Origin of the sequence: Paraburkholderia sp. J69-1 (assembly GCF_905220255.1) — a bacterium.
Classification (GTDB): Bacteria; Pseudomonadota; Gammaproteobacteria; order Burkholderiales; family Burkholderiaceae; genus Paraburkholderia.
The window spans coordinates 129,793-148,789 of the sequence record NZ_CAJMZG010000016.1; the positions used below are offsets into that span (position 1 = coordinate 129,793).

Annotated in this window: 13 protein-coding genes; 7 read left to right on the forward strand and 6 right to left on the reverse strand. The window is 65.9% G+C overall.

The window, feature by feature from the left end:
• Position 1 precedes the first annotated feature (1 nt).
• The 4 genes from U5A67_RS26735 to U5A67_RS26750 form a co-directional block, all read right to left on the reverse strand.
• Positions 2–1,180 carry an acetyl-CoA C-acyltransferase gene (locus U5A67_RS26735; protein WP_205981595.1) on the reverse strand — a complete coding sequence of 393 codons (1,179 nt, stop codon included), beginning with the start codon at positions 1,178–1,180 and terminating at the stop codon, positions 2–4.
• A gap of 85 nt (positions 1,181–1,265) precedes the next feature.
• The gene (gene pncA / locus U5A67_RS26740) at positions 1,266–1,913 is read right to left on the reverse strand and encodes a bifunctional nicotinamidase/pyrazinamidase (protein WP_205981594.1); all 648 of its coding nucleotides are present in this window, start codon (positions 1,911–1,913) and stop codon (positions 1,266–1,268) included.
• Between the two features lie 32 nt (positions 1,914–1,945).
• Complete coding sequence (locus U5A67_RS26745) at positions 1,946–4,042, reverse strand: 3-hydroxyacyl-CoA dehydrogenase NAD-binding domain-containing protein (RefSeq protein WP_321816524.1); 2,097 nt, start codon at positions 4,040–4,042, stop codon at positions 1,946–1,948.
• A gap of 203 nt (positions 4,043–4,245) precedes the next feature.
• Positions 4,246–5,979: a 3-(methylthio)propionyl-CoA ligase gene (locus U5A67_RS26750; RefSeq protein ID WP_321816525.1), complete on the reverse strand. Its 1,734-nt coding sequence runs from the start codon at positions 5,977–5,979 to the stop codon at positions 4,246–4,248.
• 178 nt (positions 5,980–6,157) lie between these two features.
• Between U5A67_RS26750 and U5A67_RS26755 the strand changes: the two genes are divergently transcribed.
• From U5A67_RS26755 to U5A67_RS26775, 5 genes are all read left to right on the forward strand, one after another.
• Positions 6,158–7,768 (forward strand): protein adenylyltransferase SelO, encoded by a 1,611-nt coding sequence (locus tag U5A67_RS26755; protein ID WP_321816526.1) that lies wholly within the window; start codon positions 6,158–6,160, stop codon positions 7,766–7,768.
• A gap of 44 nt (positions 7,769–7,812) precedes the next feature.
• Positions 7,813–8,232 (forward strand): peptide-methionine (R)-S-oxide reductase MsrB, encoded by a 420-nt coding sequence (gene msrB / locus U5A67_RS26760; RefSeq protein WP_321816527.1) that lies wholly within the window; start codon positions 7,813–7,815, stop codon positions 8,230–8,232.
• A 92-nt stretch (positions 8,233–8,324) separates the two neighbouring features.
• A complete protein-coding gene (locus U5A67_RS26765; RefSeq protein ID WP_205981589.1) occupies positions 8,325–8,858 on the forward strand; it encodes a septation protein A in 534 nt (177 codons plus the stop codon).
• Positions 8,855–9,175, forward strand: a complete 321-nt coding sequence (locus U5A67_RS26770) for a BolA family protein (protein WP_205981588.1) — start codon at positions 8,855–8,857, stop codon at positions 9,173–9,175. The genes U5A67_RS26765 and U5A67_RS26770 overlap by 4 nt, the downstream gene beginning before the upstream one ends.
• Before the next feature lie 37 nt (positions 9,176–9,212).
• A complete protein-coding gene (locus U5A67_RS26775; protein WP_321816528.1) occupies positions 9,213–9,992 on the forward strand; it encodes a peptidylprolyl isomerase in 780 nt (259 codons plus the stop codon).
• A 60-nt stretch (positions 9,993–10,052) separates the two neighbouring features.
• Here U5A67_RS26775 and U5A67_RS26780 read toward each other — a convergent pair whose 3' ends face one another.
• Both U5A67_RS26780 and purL read right to left on the reverse strand, forming a co-directional pair.
• Positions 10,053–11,174, reverse strand: coding sequence for a Fic family protein (locus tag U5A67_RS26780; protein ID WP_321816529.1), 1,122 nt, complete (start codon positions 11,172–11,174; stop codon positions 10,053–10,055).
• Between the two features lie 189 nt (positions 11,175–11,363).
• Entirely contained in the window at positions 11,364–15,437 is a 4,074-nt protein-coding gene (gene purL, locus U5A67_RS26785; protein ID WP_321816530.1) for a phosphoribosylformylglycinamidine synthase, read from the reverse strand.
• A 448-nt stretch (positions 15,438–15,885) separates the two neighbouring features.
• On the opposite strand from purL, the gene U5A67_RS26790 reads away from it, so the two are divergent.
• Both U5A67_RS26790 and U5A67_RS26795 read left to right on the forward strand, forming a co-directional pair.
• Complete coding sequence (locus tag U5A67_RS26790; RefSeq protein WP_205981584.1) at positions 15,886–17,181, forward strand: FAD-dependent oxidoreductase; 1,296 nt, start codon at positions 15,886–15,888, stop codon at positions 17,179–17,181.
• A gap of 125 nt (positions 17,182–17,306) precedes the next feature.
• On the forward strand, positions 17,307–18,890 hold the full coding sequence (locus tag U5A67_RS26795; RefSeq protein ID WP_321816560.1) for an NAD(P)H-hydrate dehydratase: 1,584 nt from the start codon (positions 17,307–17,309) through the stop codon (positions 18,888–18,890).
• Positions 18,891–18,997: the final 107 nt, after the last annotated feature.

The following is an 18,997-nucleotide window of genomic DNA, read 5'->3' on the forward strand; positions in this document are numbered from 1 at the left end:
CTTAGACGACTTCGAACAGGCCCGCTGCGCCCTGCCCGCCGCCGATACACATCGTCACGACGACGAACTTCGCGCCACGGCGCTTGCCTTCGATCAGCGCATGGCCCGTGAGACGCGCGCCCGACACGCCATACGGGTGACCGACCGCAATCGCGCCGCCGTTCACGTTGAGGCGATCGGCGGGAATGCCGAGCTTGTCGCGGCAATACAGCACCTGCACGGCGAACGCTTCGTTCAGTTCCCACAGGCCGATGTCCTCGACCTTCAGGCCCGCTTGCTTGAGCAGCTTGGGCACCGCGAACACCGGGCCGATACCCATTTCGTCCGGCTCGCAACCGGCTACCGCGAAACCGCGGAAGATGCCGAGCGGCTGCAGGCCTTCGCGCTCCGCCACCTTGGCGTTCATCACCACACAGGCGCTCGCGCCATCCGAGAACTGGCTGGCGTTGCCAGCCGTGATCACGCCGCCGGGCATCGCCGTGCGGATCTTCGACACGCCTTCGAGCGTGGTGTCGCCGCGAATGCCTTCGTCGGCGGAGATCGTCACTTCCTTCGTGACCAGCTGGCCCGTGGCCTTGTCGCCGACACCGGCGAGCACCGTCATCGGCACGATTTCGTCGTTGAAGAGACCGGCGGCCTGAGCGGCCGCTGCGCGCAGTTGCGACTGCACGCCGTACTCGTCCTGACGATCGCGCGAAATCTCGTAGCGCTTCGCGACGTTTTCGGCCGTCTGCAGCATGCTCCAGTAGATTTCCGGCTTGTGCTGGTTGAGCCAGCCTTCGGCCATCATGTGGCGGTTCATCTCGTTCTGCACGCACGAGATCGACTCCACGCCGCCTGCCACGAACACATCGCCCTCACCGGCGATCACGCGTTGCGCGGCCAGCGCGATGGTTTGCAGTCCCGACGAACAGAAGCGGTTCACCGTCATGCCCGGCACCGAAACCGGCAGGCCCGCGCGCAGAGCGATCTGGCGCGCGATATTGGCGCCCGTCGCGCCTTCGGGGTTAGCGCAGCCCATGATCACGTCTTCGATGCGCGCGGGGTCGATCTTCGCGCGCTCGACGGCGGCTTGCGTGACATGGCCACCGAGCGTGGCGCCATGCGTCATGTTGAAAGCGCCCTTCCAGGATTTGGCGAGGGCCGTGCGGGCAGTCGAAACGATTACGGCGTCAGTCATGCGTGTCTCCAGCAGAATTTTGGATGCTGCGAATAGTGTCGAATCCAGACATCAGACCATCATCAGAATGGCGATCAAGCGACGATCAAACCGTGCCCGCGAGCACGTCGGCCGACTGCGCGCGCTTCACGCCCGCCGCCTGCAACTGCTCCCACGCGGCGGCGAGCGACCCGTTCAGGTCGATGGCGCGCGAGGCGTCTTCGATCAGCACGGTTTCGAAGCCGGCGGCGCGCGCATCGAGCGCGGACCACGCGACGCAATAGTCGGTCGCAAGGCCGCAGCAGTAGACGCGCTTCGCGCCGGTCTCGCGCAGATAACCCGCAAGACCCGTGGGCGTCGTGCGATCGGCTTCGAGAAACGCCGAGTAGCTGTCGACATCCGCGTGATGGCCTTTGCGGATCAGCGCGCGGGCGTGCGGCACGTCGAGATCGCGATGCAGCGCCGCGCCTTCGGTGCCCTGCACGCAGTGCGTGGGCCACAACACCTGCTCGCCATAAGGCAGCGAGAGGGTTTCAAAAGGCGTGCGTTGACCATGATCGCCGGCATGATTCGCCGCAAACGACACATGCTCCGCCGGGTGCCAGTCCTGCGTGAGCACAACATGCCTGAAGCCCTGCGCGAGCCGGTTGGCGACCGGCACGACTTCATCGCCCCGCGCGACGGCCAGCGCCCCGCCCGGCATGAAGTCGTATTGCAGGTCGATCAACAGGAGCACGTCGTCTGCGCTTCTCATGATGTCCGTCCGATGTTGAACTGGTCAGATGTTCAGTTGAACGAGCCGCCCTCGTCGGCCAGCCGGGCGAGCGACGCCGCGATGTCCCACGCGTCGCCGTTCGGCTGGGCGGCGTAGCGGCGGATGGCGCGCGCCACGTTGTAGAGGCCGACGGTATCCGCGTAGAGCATCGGGCCGCCGCGCCACAGCGGGAAGCCGTAGCCCGTGAGATAAACCATGTCGACGTCCGAAGCCTTCGACGCGATGCCTTCTTCGACGATCTTCGCGCCTTCGTTCGCCAGCGCGAACACCAGACGTTCGACGATTTCGTCGTCGCTGATCTTGCGGCGCCCGGTGCCCGCTTCCTTCGAATACGCGACGATCATGTCGTCCACGAGCTTCGAAGGCAGCGCGTTGCGCTCGCCGGCCTTGTAGTCGTACCAGCCCGCGCCGGTCTTCTGGCCGAAGCGGCCCGTCTCGCAGAGGCGGTCGGCGATCTTCGAATACTTGAGGTCCGGCTGTTCCTGATAGCGGCGCTTGCGGATCGCCCAGCCGATGTCGTTGCCCGCGAGGTCGCTCATGCGGAACGGCCCCATCGCGAAACCGAACTTCTCGATCGCGCGATCGACCTGCGCCGGCAGTGCGCCTTCTTCGAGCATATAGAGCGCCTGGCGCACGTACTGTTCGATCATGCGATTGCCGATAAAGCCATCGCACACACCCGACACCACCGCCGTCTTGCGGATCTTCTTCGCGACCTGCATGACCGTGGCGAGCACGTCCTTGGCCGTGTCCTTGCCGCGCACGACTTCGAGCAGCTTCATCACATTGGCCGGGCTGAAGAAGTGCAGACCGACCACGTCCTGCGGACGCTTCGTGAACGCGGCGATCTTGTCGACGTCGAGCGTCGAGGTGTTCGAGGCGAGAATCGCGCCAGGCTTGGCGACTTCATCGAGACGCTTGAACACCTGCTCCTTCACGCCGAGTTCTTCGAACACGGCTTCGATGATGAGGTCGGCCTGCTTGAGGTCGTCATAGGACAGCGTCGGGCTGATCAGCGCCATGCGCGCTTCGACCTTCTCCTGCGTGAGCTTGCCCTTCTTGACCTGCGCTTCGTAGTTCTTGCGGATCGTCGCGAGGCCGCGATCGAGCGCTTCCTGCTTCGTTTCCAGCAGCGTGACCGGCACGCCCGCGTTGAGGAAGTTCATGGTGATGCCGCCGCCCATGGTGCCCGCGCCGATCACCGCGATCTTCTGGATATCGCGCGTGGGCGTGCCCGACGGCACATCGGGAATCTTGCTCGCCGCGCGTTCGCCGAAGAAGGCGTGGCGCAGCGCGTGCGATTCGGGCGTCTGCACGAGTTCGACGAAACATTCGCGCTCGTAGGCGAGGCCCTTGTCGAAGCCCTGCTTCACGCCTGCGGCGATCGCATCGATGCACTTCACCGGCGCCGGATAGTTCTTCGACATCGCGCCCACGGTGTTGCGCGAGAACTGCAGGAAGCCTTCGGCGTTCGGATGCTCGATCTTGCGGTGGCGCACGAGCGGATGCGGGCCTTGTTTATCGGCGGCCTTGCGCGCGAATGCAACGGCTTCGGTCAGCAGATCGCCTTCGATCATCGCGTCGAACAGGCCCGATTTCGCGAGCTTTTCGCTGGGCACCGGCGCGCCGCTGACGATCATGTTGAGCGCGGCTTCGAGGCCGATGGCGCGCGGCAGACGCTGCGTGCCGCCCGCGCCCGGCAGAATGCCGAGCTTGACTTCGGGCAGCGCGATCTGCGCGCCCGGTGCCGCCACGCGGTAATGCGCGCCAAGCGCCAGTTCCAGGCCGCCGCCCATCGCCACGCTATGGATCGCGGCCACGACGGGCTTGGCGCTTTTTTCCACTTCGTTGATGACGGTGTGGAGCGTGGGTTCCTGGGTCGCCTTCGGCGTGTTGAATTCGGTGATGTCGGCGCCGCCCGAGAAGGCTTTGCCCGCGCCCGTGATGACGATGGCCGTCACCGCGGGATCGCTGTTGGCGCGCGCCAGACCCTCGACGATGCCGGTGCGGGTCGCGTGACCCAGGCCGTTGACGGGCGGATTGTTGAGCGTGATGACGGCGACGCCGTCGCGAGTCGTGTAAATCACTGCCGCGTTGTCCACTACCATTTGCCTGCCTCCATGCATGCGGGCCGCGTTGTGCGTCGCCGGCTTCATTGTCCGACATTCCCGGTCAGCAGGCAGAATACCGAAAAAAGTACGCTCGTTCCATTTTTTTCTTGCTGCAGTGCATCGGGGTTTGTACCGAGGCGGGAAAAAAGGCGAAAAAAAACGCAGCCAGAGGCTGCGCCGGAGAAAGGGTTGAAACGGTTTTAATCGCGCAAAGCGGCGGATTTCGGCTGGCCGTCGGCGCCGCCGCCCGTGGCTTTGGCGAGATCGAGCGGCTCCATCGGGCATTGCTCCGCCGCCGCGAGCGCCGTCGGCAGGATGTGGTCGCGGAACTGCTCGCGCAGCTTGAGCTTTTGCAGCTTGCCTGTGGCCGTATGCGGCAAGGCGTCGACGAACACCACATCGTCGGGCAGCCACCATTTCACGACCTTGCCGTCGAAAAAGGCCAGCAGGGCTTCACGCGTAAGCTCGGCGCCGGGCTTTTTCACCGCGACGATCAGCGGGCGCTCGGTCCAGCGCGGATGCGCGCAGGCGATGCAGGCCGCTTCCGCGACCGCCGGATGCGCCACCGCGATGTTCTCCAGTTCGATCGAACTGATCCACTCGCCGCCCGACTTGATCACGTCCTTGCTGCGGTCGGTGATATGCAGGAAGCCATCGGGGTCGATGGTCGCGACATCGCCGGTCGGGAACCAGCCGTCGACTAAAGGCGTTCCCGCTTCCTGCCTGAAGTAACGGTCGATCACCCACGGCCCGCGCACATGCAGATCGCCGAACGCCACGCCGTCCCACGGCAGCTCGCGCCCATCCTCGCCGACGATTTTCATATCGACGCCGAAAATCACACGCCCCTGCTTTTCCAGCAGCGCGCGCTGTTGCGCGGGCGGGCGCTGCGCCTGCTCCCAGTTGAGCTTCGCGAGCGTGCCGAGCGGCGACATCTCCGTCATGCCCCACGCGTGAATCACCTCCACGCCGTAATCGTCTTCATAGGTGCGGATCATCGCGGGCGGACACGCCGAGCCGCCGATCACCGTGCGATTGAGCGTCGAAAACTTCACGCCCGCGTCGCGCATATACGTGAGCAGGCCGAGCCAGACGGTCGGCACGCCGGCCGAACAGGTCACGCCTTCGGCTTCCATCAACTCATAGAGCGATTTGCCGTCGAGATCTTTGCCGGGCAGCACGAGTTTGGTGCCGTTGAGCGGCGCGGCGTGCGGAATGCCCCAGGCGTTGACGTGGAACATCGGCACGACCGGCAGCAAGGCATCGCGCGCCGATAAACCGATCGAATCGGGCAACGAAGCCGCATAGGCGTGCAGCACGGAAGATCGATGCGTATAGAGCGCGCCCTTCGGATTGCCCGTGGTGCCCGAGGTGTAGCAGAGGTTCGAGGCGCTGCGCTCGTCCAGCAGCGGCCATTCGTATTCGCCGTTCCGGGCGGCCAGCAGCGTTTCGTAGCAGAGCACCGGCGTGTGCATCTCGGGCCGATGCGCCTCGTCGCACAAGGCGATCCAGCCGCGCACCTGCGGACACTGCGGTGCGAGCGTATCGACCAGCGCCGCGAACGTCGTATCGAAGAGGACATAAGCGTCCTCTGCATGATTGACGATCCAGGCGATCTGCTCGGGAAAAAGGCGCGGATTGATCGTGTGACACACTGCGCCGAAACCCGTCACGCCGAAGTACGCCTCCATATGCCGATAACCGTTCCACGCCAGCGTCCCCACGCGCTCGCCGGGCTGCACGTCCAGCGCGATCAGCGCCTGCGCAAGCTGCTTCGAACGGACCTCGCATTCTCGATACGTGTAGCGATGAATATCGCCTTCGATACGCCGCGAAACGATCTGGGCGTTGGCGTGATGGCGCGCCGCATGCGCAATCAGCGATGACACCAGCAGCGGCACGTCCATCATCTGGCCCAGCAGCGGTGCGGTCATGGTCGGCGGTCTCCTCGACTCGGATGTCTGGATGCTCGTTTGTGATTGTGTACGGCCAGGCAGACAGCTTATTGACGGCGTGTTCTCAGGTTCCAGACTGGATTACATGACCCGCGGCGATGTCCTGCACGCCAGCGGGCGCGGACTTACAATATCGGCTATTCAACAGGCGCTCAACATGTCGTTTTCACCAGGCCCGAATTCCTCTCCCAGCGATTCCCAAGTGACACAGACCGCCACGAACCTGCCGGCCAGCGGCCCGCTCGCCGACTTCGAACGCGCGCTCACCGCGCCGCGCGACGACAACTTCGCGGCGCTCGGCGCCACCTTCTACACGCGCCTGCCCGGCGCGCCGCTGCCCGCGCCGTATAGCGTCGGCTACTCGCCCGAAACGGCCGCGCTGCTCGGACTCGATGCCGATGCCGTGCGCGACACCGCGTTCGCCGCGTTTTTCAGCGGCAACTTCACGCGCGAGCGTTCGCCCTCGGCGATGTCGTTCGCTTCGGTGTATTCGGGGCATCAATTCGGCGTGTGGGCGGGCCAGCTCGGTGACGGCCGCGCGCTGATGCTCGGCGAGGTCGAACACGCCGGCCTGCGCCACGAAGTCCAGCTCAAGGGCGCGGGACGCACGCCCTACTCGCGCATGGGCGATGGCCGCGCGGTGCTGCGCTCGTCGATCCGCGAATTTTTGTGCTCCGAGGCGATGCATCACCTCGGCATTCCGACCACGCGCGCGCTGGCCGTGACGGGCTCCGATCAGGCGGTGCGCCGCGAGGAACTGGAAACCGCCGCGGTCGTCACGCGCGTGTCGCCCAGCTTCGTGCGCTTTGGCCACTTCGAGCACTTCTACTCGCAGGACAACGTCGAGGCGCTGCAAAAGCTCGCCGATCACGTGATCGACCGCTTCTATCCGCAACTGCGCGAAGCCGACGATCCGTATCTCGCGCTGCTCGATCAGGCCGTGCAAACCACGGCGGCGCTGATGGTGGACTGGCAGGCCGTGGGCTTTTGCCATGGCGTGATGAACACCGACAACATGTCGATTCTCGGTCTCACGATCGATTACGGCCCGTTCGGTTTCATCGACGGTTTCGACGCGAACCACATCTGCAATCACTCGGATTCGCAAGGCCGCTACGCCTATCGCGCGCAGCCGCAGATCGGTTACTGGAATCTCTTCTGCCTCGCGCAGGCGCTGCTGCCGCTGTTCGGCATGCACTACGAGATCGCCGACGACAAAACCCGCGGCGAGCGCTGCGTGGCCGACGCGCAAGGCGTGCTCGAACGCTTCAAGGGCCATTTCGCGCCCGCGCTCGAAGCGCGTATGCGCGCGAAGCTCGGCCTCGAACACGCGCGCGAAGGCGACGACCAGCTCGCCAATCGCCTGTTCGAGATCATGCATGCGAACCGCGCCGATTTCACGCTGACGTTCCGCAATCTCGCCAACGTGTCGAAGCTCGATGCGCAAAACGATACGACGGTGCGCGATCTGTTCCTCGATCGTCCTGCCTTCGACGCCTGGGCCGCCGATTACCGCGCGCGCCTCGCCCACGAAACGCGCGACGACGCTGCACGCGCCGCCGCGATGAACCGCGTGAACCCGAAGTTCGTGCTGCGCAACCATCTCGCGCAGACGGCGATCGAGCGCGCGGAGCAAAAGGACTTCAGCGAAGTCGAGCGCCTTGCCAACGTGCTCAAGCGCCCCTTCGACGAGCAGCCGGAGAACGCCAGCTACGCGGCGCTGCCGCCCGCGTGGGCCAGCTCGCTCGAAGTCAGTTGCTCTTCGTAAGCTCGGCCCCATATAGACCATCTTCCACCCAGAGGAACCCCGACATGAGCCAGGACGACCACAACTCCGACGCCTACCCCGGCAACAAGAGCGACGCCGAATGGCGCGAGCAGCTCGATGCGACCCAGTACCAGGTCACGCGCCACGCGGCCACCGAGCGCGCCTTCACCGGCAAGTATTGGGACCACACCGAGCGCGGCATCTACGACTGCGTCTGCTGCGGCACGCCGCTATTCGAATCGGATACGAAATTCGACGCCGGCTGCGGCTGGCCGAGCTATTTCCGCCCGATCGACGGCGAGGTGATCGAGGAGCGCACGGACCGCACGCACGGCATGCTGCGCATCGAAGTGCGCTGCAAGAATTGCGGCGCGCACCTGGGCCACGTGTTCGAAGACGGTCCGGCCCCGACGGGCCTTCGGTATTGCATCAATTCGGCTGCGCTACAATTCGAGCCCAAGTAACGCGGGCAGGCACGCGTTCTCGTTGTTGAGCGCGTGTCGCGTTACCGCGTCGCGCCCTTTTTGCGGCTCTTTTTGCGGACTCCAGGCCGATAATGAAATTTCTGTTTGATCTGTTCCCGATCATCCTGTTCTTCGTTGCCTTCAAGCTGTGGGGCATCTTCACGGCCACGACCGTGGCCATCGTCGCGACGCTCGTGCAGATCGCCTGGGTGGCGTTCCGCCATCGCAAGGTCGATCCGATGCTGTGGCTGTCGCTGGGCATCGTCGTCGTGTTCGGCGGCGCCACGCTGATCCTGCACGACGAAACCTTCATCAAGTGGAAGCCCACGGTGCTGTACTGGGCCTTCTCGGTCGTGCTGCTGGTCTCGCAGGTGGCGTTCGGCAAGAACCTCATCGAAGCGATGATGGGCAAGCAGATCAGTCTGCCGCAACGCGTCTGGACGCAGCTGAACTTCGTCTGGTCGATCTTCTTTGCGCTGCTGGGCATGCTCAATCTGTTCGTCGCCTTCCACTTCTCCACGGATGCGTGGGTCGACTTCAAGCTGTTTGGCGCGACCGGCATCCTGGTCGTGTTCATCGTCGGCCAGAGCCTCTGGCTGTCGCGTCACATGAAGGAAGAAGAATGAGCGATGACTTTCTCAACGCCAGCGCAGCGCAACGTCTCGCGCTGATCGAAACGCGTCTCACGGCAGCGCTCGCGCCGGTCGATTCGATCGTCGTGCGCGACGACAGCGCGCTGCACGCGGGCCATGCCGGCGCGTCGGCGGGCGGTCATTTTCATGTCACGATCGTTGCGCCCGCATTCATGGGGAAAGCCCGCGTGGCAAGGCATCGCATGGTGTATGATGCGCTGGCCGAAGCCATGCAGCGCGGCATTCACGCGCTTGCGATCACCGCGCTCACGCCCGAAGAAGCCGCAGCGCTGCCCCCGATGTCGCGGTAGGCCCCACACTTTTGATTCGCCCTGTTAGGATTTTTCGATGACCTTGAAGAAAACCCGTCTCTGGGTGTTGCTGGCTGCGTTCGCGGCGGCTCCCGCCTTTGCGCAGAATGTCGCCGTCGTGAACGGCACGCCGATCCCGACGTCGCGCGCCCACGCGCTGATCGCCCAGGTCGTGGCGCAAGGCCAGCAAGACACGCCAGACCTGGAAAAGGCCGTGCGTGAAGAGCTGATCAACCGCGAAGTGCTGATGCAGGCCGCCGCACGTCAGGGCATCCCGAATCGTCCGGACGTGAAGGCACAACTGGCGATGGCGCAACAGCAGGTCATCCTGCACGCGTGGATCGAGGACTTCCTCAAGAACAACCAGCCGTCCGACGCCGACATCAAGGCGATGTACGACAAGGTCACGCAAGGCGCAGGCGGCAAGGAATATCACCTGCACCACATCCTCGTGGCCGACGAACAGCAGGCGAAGGACCTGATCGCCAAGATCAAGGCCGGCGCAAGCTTCGAAGAGCTCGCGAAGCAGTACTCGAAGGACCCGGGTTCGGCGAAGAACGGCGGCGACCTCGACTGGTCGGACCCGAAGGCTTACGTGCCGGAATTCGCTGCGGCCGCAACCTCGCTGCAAAAAGGCCAGGTCACCGATACGCCGGTGCATACGCAGTTCGGCTGGCACATCATCCGTGTCGACGACATCCGCGCAATCGCACCGCCGCCGCTCGAGCAGGTTCGCCCGCAGATCGTCCAGCAACTCCAGCAGGAAAAGCTGCTCGCGTTCGAAAAGCAACTGCGCGCGCAAGCGAAGATCCAGTAAGACTGCCCCGCAGTCCTGCTTCGATAAAAACCCCGCGACCTGTTCAGGCGCGGGGTTTTTTCATGCTGGCGGATTCAGCTCGTAGCTCGTGCTGCGCCCGCCCCCATCACACTTGCGCAGCACGCCTCGCGTGACGAGATCGTTGATATCGCGCAGCGCGGTATCGGACGAGCATTTGGCCATCGCCGCCCATTTGCCGCTGGTGAGCTTGCCGTCGAAACCGTCGAGCATGCGGTTCACGACCTTTGCCTGCCGCTCGTTGAACTGCGCGTCGGCCCATTGATGCCAGAAGCGCGCCTTGACGAGCACCGCATCGAGCGTGATCTGCGCGTGATCGACCGCACGATGCAGGGTGTCGAGAAACCACCGCAGCCACCCGGTCACGTCCATCGACTGCTTCTGCGTGCGTTCGAGAATCTCGTAATACGCCTTGCGCTCGCGCTGGATCTGCGCCGACAAACTGTAGAATCGCTGCGAACTGCCATCCGCGCGCGCCAGCAGCAGATCGCCGATCGCGCGCGCGACGCGGCCGTTACCGTCATCGAACGGGTGCAAGGTGACGAACCACAGATGCCCGAGCCCGGCCTTGATCAAGGCCGGCATCTGGGCGGGCGCGTTGACCCAGTCGAGAAAGCGCTGCAATTCGGCTTCCAGACGTGGCGCGGGCGGCGCTTCGAAGTGCACGCGCTGACGCCCGATCGGCCCGGAGACCACCTGCATCGGGCCCGTGACGTCATCGCGCCAGGCGCCGACCGTGATGCGCGATAGCCCCGCGTAACCGGTGGTAAACAAGGCCGCGTGCCAGCCGAACAGACGCTCGCGCGTGATGGGCTGGCGGCTGTTCGCCGTTGCGTCGAGCACCATCTCGACCACGCCTTCCACGTGCCGGTCCACCGGCGCGAGTGCACCGATATCCACGCCCAGACGCCGCGCGATCGACGAGCGCACCGACGCCACGTTCAGCCGCTCGCCTTCGATTTCGCTGGTTTTGAGGACGTCTTCGGTGAGCGCCGCGAGGCTCGCCTGATCGCGCAGACGCAGGCCGACATCGGCCAGACGGCCCATCAGCACGCCCTGGGCGCGGCTGGCTTCGGCCAAAGGTTCGGCGAGCGCCGCCATGTCGAAGCGCCATGCCGGCCAGTCGCCGGCTTGCCAGATGTAGGTGTATTCGCCGCTATTCATGCGGTGATTATGACGCGGATTCGCCGCAGGCACAAATTAATCACCGCATATTGTGCGGCGATTAATATCCGTATTCGCCGCACATCCTCGCCGCACGCCCAAACAAAAACCCCGGTCACGCCCGCCGTAGCGGACCTGACCGGGGTTTCCGGTGCGCGCAGCCGCCGTTTCAGGCAGCCATGCCGGGCCTTAGCCCACCCACTTGCGTGCGTTCTGGAACACGCGCAGCCACGGGCTGGCTTCGCCCCAGCCTTCCGGGTGCCAGCTCATCGTCACGGTGCGGTGCACGCGCTCCATGTGCGGCATCAGCACGGTGAAGCGGCCGTCGGCGGTCGTGACCGAGGTGATACCTTGCGGCGAACCGTTCGGGTTGAACGGATAGCCTTCGGTCGCCTGACCACGGTGATCGACGTAACGCATCGCAATGGCGGCCTTCGTGATGTCGCCCTGCTGCGAGAAGTCCGCGAAACCTTCGCCGTGCGCCACCGCGACCGGAATGCGCGAGCCTTCCATGCCGCTGAAGAAGATCGACGGCGAGTTTTGCACTTCGACCAGCGAGTAACGCGCTTCGAACTGCTCCGACTTGTTGCGCGTGAACTTCGGCCAGGCTTCTGCGCCCGGGATCATCGACGCCAGGCTCGAGAGCATCTGGCAACCGTTACAGATACCCAGTGCGAAGGTGTCCTCGCGCCCGAAGAACGCCGCGAACATGTCCGCGAGTTGCGCGTTGAAGCGGATCGTCTTGGCCCAGCCTTCGCCCGCGCCCAGCACGTCGCCGTACGAGAAGCCGCCGCAGGCGACTGCGCCCGCGAAATCGGCCAGCGTGGCGCGGCCTTCCAGCAGGTCGCTCATGTGGACGTCGTGCGCGTCGAAACCGGCGCGGTCGAACGCGTAGGCGGTTTCGAGGTGCGAATTCACGCCCTGCTCGCGCAGGATCGCCACGCGCGGACGCGCGCCCGTGTTGACGAACGGCGCGGCCACATCGGCGGCGGCGTCGAACGTGAGAACCGGCTGCATGCCCGGATCGGCGGCGTCGAGCAGCGCGTCGTATTCGGCGTCGGCGCAGGCCGGGTTGTCGCGCAGACGCGCGATACGCCAGCTCACTTCGCTCCACACGCGCTGCAGTTCGGCGCGCGGGGCTTCGTAGATGCGCTTGGCGTCGCGATAGATTTCAATCGAGTCGCGGTTGTTGAGCGAGCCGATCACGTGCGAGCAGACCGACAGGTTGTGCTCGCGCAGCACCGCCATCACGGCGTCGCGCTGCGTGGCCGCAACCTGGATCACCGCGCCCAGTTCTTCCGAGAACAGCGCGCGCAACGTGCGGTCGTCGCGGCGGCCGCTGGTCTGCTTCGCCCAGTCCTTGGCGTCGCCGAAGTCCGTGCCGTGCTCGCCGTCGAGCGTGAGCATGTCCACGTTCAGCGACACGCCCGTGTGGCCCGCAAACGCCATTTCGCAGACCGTCGCCCACAGGCCGCCGTCCGAGCGGTCGTGGTACGCGAGCACCTGCTCGTTGGCGTTGAGCTTCTGGATCGCGTTGAAGAACTGCTTGAGGTCCACGGCGTTATCGACGTCAGGTGCGTCGTCGCCAACCTGCTGCGTAACCTGCGCGAAAATCGAGCCGCCCATGCGGTTCTTGCCGCGGCCGAGGTCGATCGAGATCAGCACCGACTCGCCCGCTTCGTCGATACGGCGCAGTTGCGGCGTCAGGTGACGGCGCACGTCTTCGACCGGCGCGAACGCCGAAATGATCAGCGAAACCGGCGCGACCACTTCCTTCGCCACGCCCTCTTCGTTCCACTTCGTACGCATCGACAGCGAATCCTTGCCGACCGGAATGCCGATACCCAGCGCCGGGCACAGTTCCATGCCGATCGCCTTCACGGTGTCGTAGAGCGCGGCGTCTTCGCCCGGTGCGCCGCACGCGGCCATCCAGTTGGCGGAGAGCTTGAGCTTGTCGAGCGACGCGATGGGTGCGCTGGCGATGTTGGTGATCGCCTCGCCCACGGCCATGCGGCCCGATGCGGGCGCGTTGATGACGGCCAGCGGCGTGCGCTCGGCCATCGTCATCGCTTCGCCCTTGAAGCCGGCGTAGTCGAGTGCGGTGATCGCGCAGTCGGCGACCGGCACCTGCCACGGGCCGACCATCTGGTCGCGCACGTTCATGCCGCCCACCGAGCGGTCGCCGATGGTGATCAGGAACGACTTGCTGCCGACCGTCGGGTGACGCAGCACGCTCTTCGCGACTTCGTCGAGCGCGATGCCCGTGACGTCGACCGGCACGAGCGGCGTGCTCGCGTGTTCGACGTTGCGGTGCATGCGCGGCGGCTTACCGAGCAGGATGTCCATCGGCATGTCGACGGGCTGGTGACCGCCGTTGGCGGCGAGCGCCTGCTCGTCGGTGTCGATCAGCTTGAGTTCGCGTTCCGCGGTGGCCACGCCCACGACCGCGAACGGGCAGCGCTCACGCGCGCAGATCGCTTCGAAAGCGGGCAGATCGGCCGGGGCAATCGCCAGGACATAACGTTCCTGCGACTCGTTCGACCAGATTTCGCGCGGCGACAGACCCGACTCTTCGAGTTGCACCTTGCGCAGTTCGAAACGCGCGCCTTTATCGGCGCCGTCGACGAGTTCCGGGAAAGCGTTCGACAGACCGCCCGCGCCCACGTCGTGGATGCTCAGGATCGGATTGCCTTCGCCCAGCTGCCAGCACGAGTTGATGACTTCCTGCGCGCGACGCTCGATTTCCGGGTTGCCGCGCTGGACCGAGTCGAAGTCGAGTTCGGCCGTGTTGGTGCCGGTGGCCATCGAGCTGGCCGCACCGCCGCCCATGCCGATGCGCATGCCCGGGCCGCCGATCTGGATCAGCAGCGAGCCGGCCGGCAGGTCGTGCTTGTGCGTGTGCTGGTCGCTGATGTTGCCGATACCGCCGGCGATCATGATCGGCTTGTGGTAGCCGCGCACGGTGCCCGCGACGTTCTGCTCGTAGACGCGGAAGTAGCCGCCGAGGTTCGAACGGCCGAATTCGTTGTTGAACGCGGCGCCGCCGAGCGGGCCGTCGATCATGATTTCCAGCGGCGAAGCGATGCGGTCCGGACGGCCGTAGGTGCCGTGCTGATCGGCCGGATTGCGGTGCGCGAGCGGCACAGCGGCGTCGCGGGCGTTTTCCCACGATTCGCGTGCGTCCGGCAGGTCCAGGTTCGACACCGTGAAGCCCGTGAGGCCCGACTTCGGACGCGCGCCGCGGCCCGTTGCGCCTTCGTCGCGGATTTCACCGCCTGCGCCCGTGGCCGCGCCGGCGAACGGCGAGATCGCGGTCGGGTGGTTGTGCGTTTCCACCTTCATCAGCGTGTGCGTGAGTTCGGTGTGGCGGCCGTACTGCTCGCCCGGCACGCCGTCGCCGCTCTTGCGCGGGAACCAGCGTTCGGCCACCGCGCCCTGCATGATCGACGAGTTGTCCGAATACGCGACGATGGTGCCTTGCGGGCTGATCTTTTCGGTGTTGCGGATCATCGCGAACAGCGACAGATCCTGATCCTGACCGTCGATCGTCCAGCTCGCGTTGAAGATCTTGTGACGGCAGTGTTCGCTGTTGGCCTGCGCGAACATCATCAGTTCGACGTCGGTCGGGTTGCGGCCGAGCTTCGTGAAGTTCTCGACGAGGTAGTCGATTTCGTCGTCGGCGAGCGCGAGGCCCAGTTCGCCGTTGGCCGTTTCCAGCGCCGCGCAGCCGTGGCCGAGCACGTCGACGGTCTGCATCGGGCGCGCCGGCAGTTCGTCGAACAGATGCAGCGCCGCGTCACGCGACGGCGCCAGGCTTTCGGTCATGCGATCGTGCAGCGCGGCGGCAACCTGCGCATGCGCGTCGTCCGACAGCGTCTTCTTGCCGCCCAGCAGGCCGCTCTTGAGGATCACGGTGTACTCGACGCCGCGCTCGATGCGGCGCACCTGTTCGAGGCCGCAGTGATGGGCGATGTCGGAGGCTTTCGAGGCCCACGGCGACACCGTGCCGAAGCGCGGCACCACCATGAAGGTCACCGCGCTGCCGCGCTCCTGCGGGGCCGCGAACGGCGCGCCGTAGTGCATCAGCGCTTCGATCTTCGCGCTGTCGTCAGCGGAGAGCGGCGTGGCCGAATTGACGAAGTGCAGATACTGGCCGTGCACGCCGACGATATTGGCGTCGATACGCTGAAGCGTCTCGAGCAGGCGGGTCTGACGGAAGTCGGAGAGGGCCGAAGCACCGGGGAAACACGAGAAGTGGGCCATGGACTGGGGCGTTGCGTCGAAGTTACATCGCGGCTTCGCCTCGCGCGGTTGCGTCGCAAGGTGGCGATGCGTCGCGCGGGGCTGTGGCGACGGTCAGGCGAAGGGAGACCGCGATTATAACCCGGAAGCCCCCTTCCGACCGCCCTGGCGGCGGTTCGAAGGCGTTATCCAAAGCACGTCCGTGCGCCTTTTCGCGATACGGGAAATGCGAGCACCTTATATTCACGCTGCATCGCCGATATTTTTGCGATGCCATGGCGGTCCGGGAAGGCGGTCGCAGGCGCGCCGGCGCCGCCACGCGCATGGCGATTCGCCCCGATTGGCTGCTATGATTGCGCGTTTCACCCGATCGGCGCGGTACCTGCGCGCCGCACGTCTCACCCTCTTCGGCAGAGCGCCTCGACCCCGACAGTCGAGGGCGCACGGCCTGCCTGCAGATCGAATCATCATGGATGTCATCGTCATTGGCGGCGGAATCGCCGGCGTCGCCACCGCCTACCAGTTACGCGCGGCGGGCCATCGCGTCTGCGTGGTCGAGCGCCACGCCACCGTCGCGCAGGGCGCGACCTACGGTCATAGCGGCGTCGTGCTGCCTTCGCCGCTCGACGTCTGGTTCGGCCCTACCTTCCTGCGCAACGGCCGGCAATCGTCGGGCGGGGTGATCAGCAAGACCGGCTTCACGGGCCAGGCGCGCGCGTTCGTCAAGCGGCTCGCTACGCTGCATGGCTCCGAGGCGTTCGCGCAACGCTATGCGCTGCTGCGTCCGCTGATCGAATCCGCGCAGACTGCGCTCGAAGACATCGAAGCCCGCTTCCAGCTCGAATACGAACAGCGCGAAGGCCTGCTCTATCTCGTGCGCGCCACCGACGAGTGGTCGCTCAATCAGCCCGCGCTGGAATTGCTGCGCCGTTTCGAGACGCCGCATCACGTGCTCACGCCGCACGAATGCGTGGCCGCCGAACACACGATTCCCGCCGATCCACCGTTCGCCGGCGCGGTGCGCTTCGATCAGGCGCGCATCGCCAATTGCCCGCTGTTCGTCAAGCAGCTCAAGCAGACGCTCGATACGCTCGGCGGCGTGCAGTTCGAAACCGGGCGCACGGTCAGTGCGATCCGCGTCGAAAACCAGCGTGCGGCGGTCGAGCTCGCGCCGCGCCCGGACGAAAGCGGCAAGCAGCGCGACGTCGAAGTGATTTCCGCCGACGCCGTGGTGGTCGCAGCCGGCGCGGAAACGCTCAAACTGCTGGCGCCGCTCGGCATCAAGCTGCCTTTTTATCCGGTGCGCGTGCATACGCTCAACGCGCCGGTCGCACACGAGGAATGCGTGCCGCACTCGACGCTGATCGACGCGGCGCGGCGCATCGTCGTCACGCGCACGAACCATCGCCTGCGCATCGCGGGCGGCGCGGTGCTCCAGCGCGCCCGGCAGCTCGAGGAAGCACTGCCGGAAGCGCTCACCGAAGAAGCGCTCGCCCTGCTCGGCGAAGCCTCGCGCGACTGGGCGCCGGGCGCTGCGCGCATTTCGGCGGCGCTCGCGTGGGAGGGCATGAAACTGCTTTCCGCCGATGGCCTGCCGGCCGTGGGCGGCGTCGGCCATCCGCGCCTTTTCGTGAATGCGGGTCATGGACCGGCTGGCTGGGCGCTGGCGCTGGGTTCGGCCCGCCTGATCGCCGCCGAGCTTTCCGGCACGCCACCGGAACTGCCGCCGGAAACCGTCAAGGCGCTCTGGCCTGGGCGCAGCTAAGGCTACTGTCATGTGACGCTATCGGGCCATCGCGGCCCGATAGCCCGATGGCGGCTTCACTCGGGTATCGTTGCACTGTCGAATTTCCGCATACGTCGCCGCCTTGCGCGGCCGGCCTCGCCACCATGACAGACGCCACGCCCGTTCATCCTTCTCTCGTCAATCCGCAAGGCCGCACGCTGGCGCTGTTCACCGTCGCGCAATTGCGCGAGCGCGAACACGCTGCGCAGGCCGCACTGCCCGCCCACACGCTGATGGCGCGCGCCGGTGCCGCCGCCGCCCACTTTCTGCGCGAACAGATCCTGCATGCGCCTTCTGCAGCCAGCGCGCAGCCCGTGTGGTTCGCGGCCGGTCCGGGCAATAACGGCGGCGATGCGCTCGTGGCCGCCGCCGCGCTGGCGCGTGCGGGCATCGCTTGCGAAGTCTGCATGCCCGTCGATGTGAAACCCGACGACGCACGCTGGGCGCTCGCCGAAGCGCGCGCGGCGGGCGTGCCGATTACCGCCGCGCCGCCCGCCTCTTTCGACGGCTACGGCTGGCTGGTGGATGGCATATTCGGCATTGGCCTTGCACGCGCGCTCGATGGCGTGTTCGGTGAACTGGCGAAGCGTTTGTCGGCCCGCATGCGCAGCCACGGCCGCGTGCTCGCGCTCGACGTGCCAAGCGGCCTCGATAGCGATACCGGCAATCGGATCGGCAACGGCGCGGCGGTGCGCGCGAGCCATACGATCACCTTCATCGGCGCCAAGCCTGGGCTTTATACCGGCGCGGGGCGCGATTACGCGGGCGCTGTCTGCGTGGCGCCGATCGGCATCGAAAGCGATGTGCCGCTGCAGAGCGCTGAAATCGCGCTGCTGAACTCGCCCACGCTGTTCGGGCCTGCCATGCCCGCGCGCGATTTCGCGACCCACAAGGGCAGCTTCGGCACACTGGCTGTGATTGGCGGCGATACCGGCATGTGCGGCGCGCCGATCCTCGCGGCGCGCGCCGCGCTGCTCGCGGGCGCGGGCAAGGTGCATGTGGGCTTTCTTGGCAGCGATGCGCCGCCCTACGACGCGCCTCATCCCGAACTGATGCTGCATCACGCGGGCAAACTCACGCTCGATACGATGAGCGCGGTGGCTGCGGGCTGCGGCATGGGCGGCAGCGCATCCGCGCGACAACTCGTCGAGCGCATTCTGCGACTCGACACCGCCGTGCTGCTCGACGCCGATGCCTTGAATCTGATCGCCCGCGACGACGCGCTGGCGGCCCACGTGAACGACCACGCGCGCACGCGCGGCGCGCCTTGTGTGCTTACACCGCACCCGCTCGAAGCCGCGCGCCTGCTCGACGCCGATACGGCTTCGGTGCAACGCGATCGACTCGCATCGGCGCGCACGCTGGCATCGCGCTATCAGGCCGTCGTGGTGCTCAAAGGCAGCGGCACAGTCATCGCCGCACCCGACGGCCGCCTCGCGATCAACCCGACCGGCAACGCCGCGCTCGCCACCGGCGGCACCGGCGACGTGCTGGGCGGCCTGATCGGCGCCTTGCTCGCGCAGCGCCTGCCCGCCTTCGAAGCGGCGCTGGCGGGCGTCTATCTGCACGGTCTCGCCGCCGATACGCTCGTTGCGCAAGGCGACGGGCCCGCGGGTCTCGCCGCCGGCGAACTCGCGCCGATGGTCCGGCGCCTGATGAACCGGCTCTTTTACGCTCCGAAAGATTGAAAACCGGCCACATACTGGGCAAAAACCGGCCCAAACCGCGGCACACCGTTTGCTAACGTATCGACGATTCCGTTAGCACAGCCGGGCCGCTGCGCAGCTTCGCTCAT